Origin of the sequence: Roseiarcus sp. (assembly GCF_052145395.1) — a bacterium.
In the GTDB taxonomy this organism is placed as follows: domain Bacteria; phylum Pseudomonadota; class Alphaproteobacteria; order Rhizobiales; family Beijerinckiaceae; genus Roseiarcus.
Map to the genome: position 1 here is coordinate 1 of NZ_JBKQOT010000127.1, position 6,736 is coordinate 6,736.

The 6,736-nt window shown below is 67.7% G+C and carries 2 protein-coding genes; one reads left to right on the forward strand and one right to left on the reverse strand.

Features of this window, described 5'->3' with window-relative positions; genetic code table 11:
- Nucleotides 1-324: 324 nt before the first annotated feature.
- Complete coding sequence (locus ACLP25_RS04555; protein WP_442468040.1) at nucleotides 325-4,410, reverse strand: Pls/PosA family non-ribosomal peptide synthetase; 4,086 nt, start codon at nucleotides 4,408-4,410, stop codon at nucleotides 325-327.
- Nucleotides 4,411-4,910: 500 nt separating this feature from the next.
- On the opposite strand from ACLP25_RS04555, the gene ACLP25_RS04560 reads away from it, so the two are divergent.
- Nucleotides 4,911-6,527: an adenylate/guanylate cyclase domain-containing protein gene (locus ACLP25_RS04560; protein WP_442468041.1), complete on the forward strand. Its 1,617-nt coding sequence runs from the start codon at nucleotides 4,911-4,913 to the stop codon at nucleotides 6,525-6,527.
- The last annotated feature ends 209 nt before the right edge of the window (nucleotides 6,528-6,736 follow it).

A 6,736-nucleotide genomic window follows, 5' to 3' on the forward strand; every position in this document is an offset into this window, starting at 1 on the left:
GGCGCCAGGGTTTGCCGAATATCGTAACGCCCCCGTCATCATGATCATGGTCTCAACCACGCCCCACGGCCTTCTCACCAACTTCAGGTCAAGGAATACGCCTAATTGATCGACCTTTAGACATAACAACGCCACCCCCTCAATCGACCTTAAGGCGTAGGCCTATTGTTGACAAGGGATACCAGGAGTCAAGCGAAATTCTGTAATGTTCATGTTAGTGCCGACAACACAACTACCAGATTGCGCTGATCGCGCACACGCGCCCAAGCGACCCCGAGGACCGCGCTGGCCCCACCCCTTCTCGGGCGGAAGGGCCGACGCGCCCTACGACTCCTGATGCACGAGCTTGGCCGGGTTGCCGCGCCAGCGGGAGTCGGTTGGGGTGATCTCGCCCTTCATCAGGAAGGAGTCGGCGTCCAGGTGGGTCCGCTCGCCCATCGTCACGCCGTAATGGACGAGGCAGCCGATTCCGATCGACGCGTCGGCGCCGATGCGGACGGTGTCCGACTTGAACACGCCCTCTTCCAGCGAATGCGCCTGGACGATGCTCCCCTCGTTGAGGTTGGCCTCGTCGCCGATCTCGACCAGCGTCCGCTCCGACAAAGTGCATCCGTCGTCGAACACCCGCTTGCCGACCTTGACGCCAAGCAGCCGCGAGATGACGTTGCGCATCGGCGTGCCGGCGAAAGCGCTGGCGAGCGGCGAGTCCGAGAGTTTCCAGTGCCGCTCGACCCGCCAGAAGGCCGGATCGTAGACGGTCGCGATCTCCGGTCGCAGGCGCCCGAAGCCGAGCGAGGCGCGCTCGACCAGAATGAACACGGCGATCGACAGCAGGATCACGAGGGCCGCCGCCGCCATCATCGGCGGCGCGTCGTTGACGCCATAGACCGCCGCCGTCCAGCCGAACAGGTAGACGGCCAGGAACACGATCAACCAGCGCGACGCGACGAGCCCGGCGATCGCGGCGATGTTGAACCAGGTCTTGCGGACGAGCCGGCGCGCCCGTTCCTTCGACCCGATCGCGGCCAGCATCTCGAGGTCGCGCGCGGAGGCGCGCGGGATCTCGAAGGCGGGCGAGCCCAGGAGGCCGACGTTCTCGCGCACCGGTCCGTCGATCGGCGCCATCACCTTGGTGGCGAACATCACGTTGTCGCCGGTGCGCGCGCCGGGCGGCACGTAGATCATGGTGCCGAGGAAGTTGTTCTCGCCGATCCGGCATTGGCCGAGCCGGAAGGCGCGGCTCGACATCGTCAGGTTGCCGAGCCACAGGCTGTCGGAGGCGACCGTGTTGGCGCCGACGGAGCACAGGAACGGATTGTCCTGACCCTGTTCGCTGCCGAAGTTCGAGCCGGTCTCAACGCCACGGTCGAGCTTCCAGCCGACCCAGCGCAGATAGGGCTCGATGAAGACGCTGTCGCCGAACATCAGGTTGAAGAACGCCGAGTTGCTGACGAGCCCGACGAGATCCTGCATCCCGTGGTGGAAGCCGTAGAGCGGGTAGACCTTGCCTTCGGCCAGGAAGCGATTGGCGAGCCGCGGTATGGCGTAAATCGCGACAAGTCCAGCGACGAGCGAGCCGAGAGTCACGACGAGCGCGGTCCCGGCCGCCAGCGGCAGCACCGCGAAGGTCGCGTCCCAAGGCTTCAGTGCAAGCGCGTCGTCGCCTTCGGTCAGCGCCCCCATGAGATAGTAGACGACGGCGTCCGCGAGCGCGCCGGCGACCGCGATGACGAAGGCGAGCCGGAAGGCGGTAAAGAGTGCGCGCCGGAGCGGCTGCGCCGGCGTCTCGTCGGCGAGACGGAAGCTCGTCGTCGTCTCCTCGGCCGGCGAGCCGGCGTAGCGCTTGCCGTCCGGCACGCGCTGTCCGCACTGCAGCGAGGAGGCATGGCCAAGCTCGCCAAAGTCGCCGATTGTCGAGCCGATTTCCAGCACGCTGTGCTCGCCGACATAAGCGTTGCGGCCGATACGGATCGCGTCGAGCTGAATGCGGTTGCCGTAGGCCGTATAGCCCGGCATGAGCGCGCTGTGCATGACGAGCGCGTCCTCGCCGACCTCGAACAGGTCCGCCGAGACGAAAGGCACGGCGCGCGAGACGATCACTGCGTTCGCCCCGATCTTCGCGCCGAGCAGCCGCAGGTACAGGTTGTAGAGCGGCGTCCCGGCGAAGGCCATCGCCGGAGCGGAGCGCGCCAGGCTCTTCGCCACCCAGAATCGGAAATAGCTCAGGCTCCAGATCGGGATCGCCCCGGCGCGGGCGCGGCCGATCAGCAGCCATTTCGCAAGGATCGCGACGGCGTTGTGGCCGAAGAACCAGAGGGTGGCGACGGCGAGCGCGCGCCCATAGAGCGTAACCGGCGTGTCGGCGTCTTCATAGACCCAGTTGAACGCGGCTTGGGCGCATGCGACCGCGAACGCGCCGACGACGACGTAGAACGCCGTCTGCGCCGCGCCGCAGGCCCAATAGGCCAAGTTCGACGGCCGGTGAGCCGGCGCGACCGCGAGATTCGCCGTCTCCGCCGGCTTTTGCGCGTCGAGCGCGCGGGCGAGCCGGCGGATCGTCGGGTTGGCGTAGATGTCGCGCATGGCGACCTGAAGCGATGGCTCGAGCGCGCGGACGCGCGCGCAAAACCGCGCCATCAGGAGCGAATGCGCGCCGTATTCGGCGAACATGTCCGCATCGATCGACGCCGCCTCGAGACCGAGCACGTCCTCGAGCGCCTCGCACAGATCGCGTTCGGTCTCCGTCTCGGGCGGAACGACCTTGTCGCTGAGCCGGAGGCGCGCCGACTTCGGCTTGGGCAACAGCTTGCGGTCGGCCTTGTTGCTGACCAGGGTCGGGATGAACGGCAGGCGCTCGAGATAGGCGGGCGTCATATAGGCCGGCAGGCGAGCGCGCATGTGCGCGACGATCGCAGCCGGGTCTGGCGCGGCTGCGCCGTGCTTGACCGAATAATAGGCGACGAGTTCGGGCGCGCCCGGCTCGGGCTCGAAGGTGGCGGCGACGGCCTGCGCGATCTCCGGGATCTCGATGACGACCGACTCGATCTCGGTCAGCTCGATGCGGTAGCCGCGCAGCTTGATCTGGGTGTCGATGCGGCCAAGATATTCGATCTCGCCGTCGTCAGTGAGGCGGCCAAGGTCGCCAGTGCGGTAGATGCGCCCTGACGGGTTGTTCGGCAGGGCGAGAAAGTCCCTGACGAACCTCTTGCTGGTAAGATCGGGACGGTTGAGATAACCTTCGGCGACGCCGATGCCGGCGATGCCGATCTCGCCCTGCTCGCCGAACTCGACCGCTGCGTCCTCCTCGGCGTCGAGGATGACGATCGAATAGGTCGGCAGCGGCTTGCCGATAGTCACGGGGCTGTCGGACATGAGGACGCCGAGCGTGGCGGTGACGGTGGTCTCGGTCGGCCCGTAGCTGTTCAGCAGCGTGCGGCCGGGCCGGCTCCAGCGCCTCACCAGCGCCGGCGGACAGGCCTCGCCGCCGATCAAAAAGACGCGCAGCTTGGGCAATTCGCGGTCGATCGAGGCGAGCAGAGTCGGCACGCAGGCGAAGCAGGTGATGGCGCGGGTCTCGAGGAACTCGGCAAGCTCCTCGCCGAAGAGGCTCGTGGCGGCGGTGTTGGGGACGAGCGTCGCGCCGGCGACGAGCGGGACCCAGACCTCCTCGATCGAGAAGTCGAAGGCGATCGACATGCCCTGGTAGACCCGGTCGCCGGGGCCGAATCCGTAAGTTTCGGCGGCGACGCGGACGAAATTGCAGATACTCGGATGCGCGATCGCGACGCCCTTCGGATTGCCGGTCGTGCCCGACGTATAGAGGACGTAGCAAAGGCCCTCGCCGCGCCCGGCCTTCTCCGCTTCAGAGAGTGGCGCGTCGTCGAACCCGGCGACGGTTTCGCGCGCGGAGTCGAGAACCAGGGTCTCAACGCCCGCGTCGACGAAACGGTCCGCGAAGCGCATGTGCGTCACGACGAGGGTCGCGCCCGCGTCGGCGAGAATATAGCGCACGCGGTCTGCCGGATGGTTCGGGTCGAGCGGCGCATAGGCGGCGCCCGCCTTCAGGAGCCCGAACAGCACGACATAGGTCTCGACTCCGCGGTCGAGCAGCACGCCGACACGGTCGCCCGGCTTCACGCCGCGGGCGCGGAGGAACCGCGCCATCTGGCTCGCGCGGGCGGCGAACTCGCGATAGCTGATCTCGGCGCCGTCGGTCGAAACGGCGATCCGCTCGGCGAACCGGTGGCACGCCTCCTCGAGGACGTCGTCGAGCCGCTCGCCGAACCGCCGGCGCAAGGGCGAGCCGTCGCTCAGGATCGAGGCGGGACGCGCCTCCTGCAGTCGCCGCAGTTCGGCCAGCGGATCGGCCTCGAGGCTCCGCTCGCCAACGCCAAAATCATGATTCAACATGGTAAACGCCCGCCCTCATTCGCTTCAGCGGCGGCGCCCCTTCCTGCGGGCGCTTTCCGCGCTTCCGGTCGGGTCCCCGCCGCCCACGCACGCGTTAGGCGGCATCCGACCGTTAGCGACGCGACATCTGCGCTCAAACGGCTGAACGTCTGCTGAACGCGACCGCGGCGCGGCGCCGCATCCGGACGCGCTGCGGGCGAAGCGCCCGCGCTTCCAACGTCTGACTGGCTATCCGACTGACAAGACGATAGAAATTCGTGCTTCCTGAAGTGCGGCGCGATCGGACGGCGGACGCGCGCGGCGCCTTTTCGTGCTATCGCCGCTCAGCGTCGTCAGAAAGCTCGTTCGGAGCGTTCACCCCGGCGGCGTCATGTTCACCCTGATTCGGCGAAAGATGACCGTTCCGATCCGACCGACCGACGAAGGGGACGCCCCTGCGCTTCCGGACCCCGAGCGTCCGTCAGGTCCGTCTCGCCTGCGGGCTGGTCCTGTTCACCTATGTGACCCTGCATTACCTGAACCATGCCCTCGGCAACCTCTCCGTCGAAGCAATGGAGCGCGGGCTCCTGATCCAGAAGCTGATCTGGCAATCCGTTCCGGGCGCGCTCGTCCTCTACGCCGCGCTCCTGACTCACATGAGCCTCGGCTTCTGGGCGCTCTACGAGCGGAGGCAGTTCCGCTGGACGAAGCTCGAGGCGACGCAGCTCGTTCTCGGCCTGACGATCCCGTTTCTGCTCGCGGACCACGTGTTTGGCACGCGGGTCGCCCTCAGTCTGTTCGGCGCCGACAAGGGCTACGCGCAGGAGCTGTACAAGTTCGGCTCGTCACCGACGGCCGGGTTTCTTCAGGCGGCGATGCTGCTCATCGTGTGGATCCACGGTTGCATCGGAATCCACTTCTGGCTTGCGCTCAAGCCTTTCTACTCGAGGATGAGGAACCTCCTGCTGTCGGGCGCCGTGCTCCTGCCGACGCTGGCGCTTCTCGGATTCCTCCAGGGCGAGCGCCAAGTCTCGCCTCTGTTCGGCGACCCGGCATGGCGGGCGGTGAACCTCAGCCCCGCGCATGTCGGAACGGCCGCCGACAACGCACGTCTGCTCGCCGACCGCGGGGACACGCTGATTTTCCTTGCGGGGATACTCGTGGGCGTGATCCTCGTCCGCGGCCTTCGCCGCTGGCGCGAGCATTGGGTCGGCTCGATCCGGCTGACCTTTCCCGACCGGACGATCCGGGCGAAACGCGGCCTCAGCGTGCTGGAGGCGAGCCTCATCGCCGGCGTCCCCCTGGCGCACGTGTGCGGCGGGCGCGGGCGGTGCTCCACCTGCCGCGTCCGCGTGCTGGGGGACCTCGACGACCTGCCGGAGCCGAGTGAGGCCGAGCAGGCGTTGCTCGATCGCGTCCACGCGGAGACCGGGGTCCGCCTCGGCTGCCAGCTCAGGCCCGCGCACGACCTCGCCCTGCTTCCGCTGCTGCCGCCGCACGCGACGCTCGCCGACGTCCGACGTGGGCCCTCGCGAAGCGGCGAGGAGCGCTACGCCGCCGTCATGTTCGTCGACATGCGCGGTTCGACCCGTCGCGCGGAGAGACGGCTTCCCTACGATACCGTGTTCCTGATCAACCAGTTCCTCAATGCGGTCTCCAGCGCCGTCATCGAGGCGGGCGGACAGCCGAACCAGGTGCTCGGCGACGGGCTTCTCGCCGTGTTCGGCTTGAAGTCGACCCCGGACGAGGCCTGCCGGGCGGCGGTCGCTGCGTGCGGCGTCATCGCCGCGAACGTCGAGAAGCTCAACGCCGCGCTGGCGCACGGGCCCGTCGAGCCCGTCCGTTTCGGCGTCGGGGTCAACGCCGGCATCGTGGTCGCGGGCGACATCGGCTACGAGCGCCACGCCCAGTTCACCGTGATCGGCGACGCGGTCAACGTCGCCTCCCGCCTGCAGGACCTGACCCGGACGCTCGACTGCGAGGTGCTGATATCGGAGGAGGTCTGCCGCCGCGCCGGCCTTGCGCCCGACGCGCTGCCCGTCCGCGAGGTGGACGCGCGGGGACGGGACGGGAAGGTCAAGGTGCGCGCGGCGAAGCGGGCGGCGAACTTGGCGGGGTTGCTGGAGGGGGCGGCGTAGCGAGCGGCAACCATGACGGCGGCAATGCGCAAGGGGGGTCATTCACAGCCGGCTTTGCGAATGGGTCATATCCGAGCCTTTGCTGATGAGGTGGACGGCGCCCCGAACGGCATCAAGCGTGCCAAGATGGTGGTTGTTGAAGGCGCCATCTGGAAGGAGGCCGTCCATGGGCAAGTCTATCATCGATACATCGGGTGTCACGCGCGTCG